The organism is Rhodoplanes roseus (assembly GCF_003258865.1).
Classification (GTDB): Bacteria; Pseudomonadota; Alphaproteobacteria; order Rhizobiales; family Xanthobacteraceae; genus Rhodoplanes; species Rhodoplanes roseus.
The window spans coordinates 1-3564 of the sequence record NZ_NPEX01000428.1; the positions used below are offsets into that span (position 1 = coordinate 1).

A 3564-nucleotide genomic window follows, 5' to 3' on the forward strand; every position below is an offset into this window, starting at 1 on the left:
GTTCGCGCCTTTGGCGCGCCCCGGAATGATGGATTGTGCAAAGCCCTCGCCGGCGCGGAGCACGACGGAGGAGAGGCTTTCGGACTTCAAATTGGCGCCGATGTACGTGTCCGGCCATTCACGCCCTTTCTCGAAGGGCGTCTTCTTTCGGACGTCGCAAGACGTGGATGGCCGCGACGAGCGGGGTCATGATACGGCTTCCGAGTGATCAGTTCGCCTTGCGTCACGACGCGGCACCTCTTCCCCTCTCCCCTCGCGGGAGAGGGTGGCTCGGACCGAAGGTCCGAGGCTGGTGAGGGGGCGTGCCACAAGGTCGGAGTTCGCGGAGAGCCCCCTCACCCGGTTCCTCGCTGCGCGAAGAACCACCCTCTCCCACGAGGGGAGAGGGTTAAAACCGGCGCTGGTCATCCGGAATTGATATGACGTGTCGGTGTTTCGCCAATCACGCCACGGCGCGCGGCGTGGCGGGGCACTGGACGAAGTCGTCGATCGTGTGGATCAGCGGGTGCGGATACAGGAAGGTGTTCTCGGCGAACGGGATCATCATGCCCTCCGGCCGGCCCCCCTGAAAATAGACGTTGTGCCGCTCGCCCGGCACATAGCCGACCGGGAAGGTGGTGCCCGGGAACGTCACGCCGATCGGCTGGTAGTGCGGATCGAAGCCGAACACGGCGGCGACGGCGGCGTCGACGAAGCAGCCATTGTCCGGGTCCGAGTGGCGCAGATGGGTGTCCTGGATGATCAGGGCATGGACGCGCTTGCGCACGAAATAGAGTGCGGAGAGATCGCGCATCACGACGTTGAACCGGTGCGAGCCGTCGTGGTGAACCAGCGCGTTGTCGAAGGCGGGATCGTGCATCACGGCCTGCACGTAGTTCGGCAGCTCGCCGCAGAACAGGCGGACGCGATCGAGCGCCTCCGGGAACGTTCGGGCGATACGGTGCCAGGTCGCCAGCAGGGCGCCCGGATCGACGTCCACGAGATCGATCGACAGGTCGGAGGCGAGGGCGCAGCCGGCGAGCTGCACGCTCAGTCCGCCGTGGAACACGCCGCATTCGACGACCCGGCGCACCACGCCGTTGTTGATGCGCAGGAAGTCGAAGACGTCGTGATAGTGCTGCTCGGAGCACTGGTCGCTGGTGCGGAGCGGATAGGCGTTGATTCGTGCCGCGATGCCGTTCCAGATCGGGTCGTCGGTCGTCTCCGACCGCTTCAGACGGGTGAGCGGCGCGTCGACGCCGACCAGGTCGATCGGGTTCCGGTCCGCCGGCAGCGGCGGCGGAGGTGGCATGAAGCGGCCCCAGTCGGGGTGCGTGGCGAATCTTTCGACGAACGGATCGCGGAACGACATGGGTGATTCTCTGGACTGGCAGCCGGACCGGCGCACCGGGGGGATGCCGGGCGGGCCGGGCCACGACCAGCCTGGTCGGCGTGTTTCGGGATGTGTCCCATTGTTTTTACGGACGCAATCCGGCTGGCGGGCGGTGATTTCGATGCCGCCCGCGCGGCCGAAGGCCGGCCTGCCGTCCTGGACCGGCGGCCGCGGTTCATGAAGATGTCGCGCACGGCTCCGGACCGGCAAAGACGACGGAAGTCGTTCGATAAATTCGCTTGTGCCGGGACCATGTTTCCAGGCACGCTCCGCGTCATGCATTGCCACCGCAGCCCCCGATGCGACTCGGTGTTCTCATGACGATTCGGCGACGTTTCTGCCTGATCCTGGTGAAGCCGTCGCATTACGACGACGACGGCTACGTCATCCAATGGATGCGCTCGCCGATCCCGTCGAACTCGCTGGCGGCGCTCTACGGCATCGCCAAGGACTGCGCCGAGCGGCATGTGCTGGGCCGGGACGTCGCCATCGACATCCACGCCTTCGACGAGACCAACACGCGGATCCGGCCGAAGGCGCTGGCTGCCATGATCCAGGCCGCCGGCGCCGGCATGGTGATGCTGGTCGGCGTGCAGTCCAACCAGTTTCCACGGGCCCTGGATCTGGCGCGGCCGCTGCGCGCCGAGAAGATCCCGGTGGCGATCGGCGGGTTCCACGTCTCCGGCGTCACCAGCATGCTGGGCGGCGTCGACCGCGATCTCGACGACGCCCGCGCGCTCGGCATCTCGCTGTTCGCCGGCGAGGCGGAGGGGCGGCTCGACCGGGTGCTGCGCGACGCCGATTCGGGCCGTCTGGCGCCGACCTACGACTACATGGACGACCTGCCGGGGCTGGAGGGCGCGCCGATCCCGCTGATGGCGGCCGAGCGGGTGCAGCGCACCGCCGGCGCGGCGACCAGCTTCGACGCCGGCCGCGGCTGTCCCTACCAGTGCTCGTTCTGCACCATCATCAACGTGCAGGGCCGCAAGTCGCGCCGCCGCTCGCCGGACGACATCGAGACGATCGTCCGCACCAACTACGCCCAGGGCCTGCGCAGCTTCTTCATCACCGACGACAACTTCGCCCGCAACAAGGACTGGGAGCCGATCCTCGACCGGCTGATCCATCTGCGCGAGACGGAGAAGCTCAATATCGGCTTCATCATCCAGGTCGACACGCTCTGTCACAAGCTGCCCGGCTTCATCGAGAAGGCGGCGCGGGCCGGCGTGCGCCGCGTGTTCATCGGGCTGGAGAACATCAACCCGCAGAACCTCGCCGACGCCAAGAAGCGGCAGAACAAGATCACCGAGTACCGCAAGATGCTGCTGGCCTGGAAGTCGGCCCGCGTGATCACCTATGCGGGCTACATCCTCGGCTTCCCGAACGACACCGTCGAGTCGATCCTGCACGACATCGACGTGATCAAGCGCGAGCTGCCGGTCGACCTGCTGGAGTTCTTCTATCTGACGCCGCTGCCCGGCTCCGAGGATCACCGCAAGGCGGTGCGCTCGCGCGTGCCGCTGGAGCCCGACCTCAACCGCTACGACCTCAATCACGTCTGCGCGCCGCATCCGCGGATGATCCCGGCCGACTGGAACGAGGCCTACCGGCTCGCCTGGCAGCGCTATTACACGACCGAGCACATCACCACGATCATGAAGCGGGTGGCGGCGAGCGGCGGCAACGCCTCCAACGCGCTGTTTCTGATCACCTGGTTCAAGGGCTCGATCGACTTCGAGCGGATCCATCCGCTGGAGTCGGGCTTCCTGCGCAAGAAGTCGCGCACCGACCGGCGTCCCGGCTTCCCGCGCGAGCCGGCGCTCACCTTCTATCCGCGCTACTGGGCCGAGACGGCCGTCAAGCTGGTGCGGTGGGGAACGCTGTACATGCGCCTGCGCCGCATCTATCTCGGCATCAAGCACGACCCGCAGAAGTTCGCCTACACCGACACGGCGATGAGCGACTGGGACGCCGACGACGAGGCTCACGAGCTGTTCGAGAGCGCCGCCGCCAAGGTCTTCGTCGAGGAGCAGCGCCGCCTGCAGGGGGCCCGCGAGGCCGGCGTCGCCGCCCTCGGATTGCCCTCGGCGGCGTCCGGCGGGGCGTGACGAACGGGCCGGGGCAGGGCAGAGCCTTTCGATCGCCGTCGTCCGCGCCGGCGAGGGGTTTGGCTACTCTCTCCGTCGTCCCGG

At 67.3% G+C, this 3564-nt stretch carries 3 protein-coding genes; 2 read left to right on the forward strand and 1 reads right to left on the reverse strand.

The window, feature by feature from the left end; genetic code table 11:
- Positions 1 to 208, forward strand: a 208-nt coding sequence (locus tag CH341_RS35445) for a hypothetical protein (protein WP_210208669.1), incomplete at its 5' end; no start/stop codon positions are given.
- A 234-nt stretch (positions 209 to 442) separates the two neighbouring features.
- Here CH341_RS35445 and CH341_RS29535 read toward each other — a convergent pair.
- Positions 443 to 1351, reverse strand: coding sequence for a class I SAM-dependent methyltransferase (locus tag CH341_RS29535; protein WP_170149860.1), 909 nt, complete (start codon positions 1349 to 1351; stop codon positions 443 to 445).
- 338 nt (positions 1352 to 1689) lie between these two features.
- Here CH341_RS29535 and CH341_RS29540 point away from each other — a divergent pair, with 338 nt between their 5' ends.
- Positions 1690 to 3480 carry a B12-binding domain-containing radical SAM protein gene (locus tag CH341_RS29540; RefSeq protein WP_111422924.1) on the forward strand — a complete coding sequence of 597 codons (1791 nt, stop codon included), beginning with the start codon at positions 1690 to 1692 and terminating at the stop codon, positions 3478 to 3480.
- The last annotated feature ends 84 nt before the right edge of the window (positions 3481 to 3564 follow it).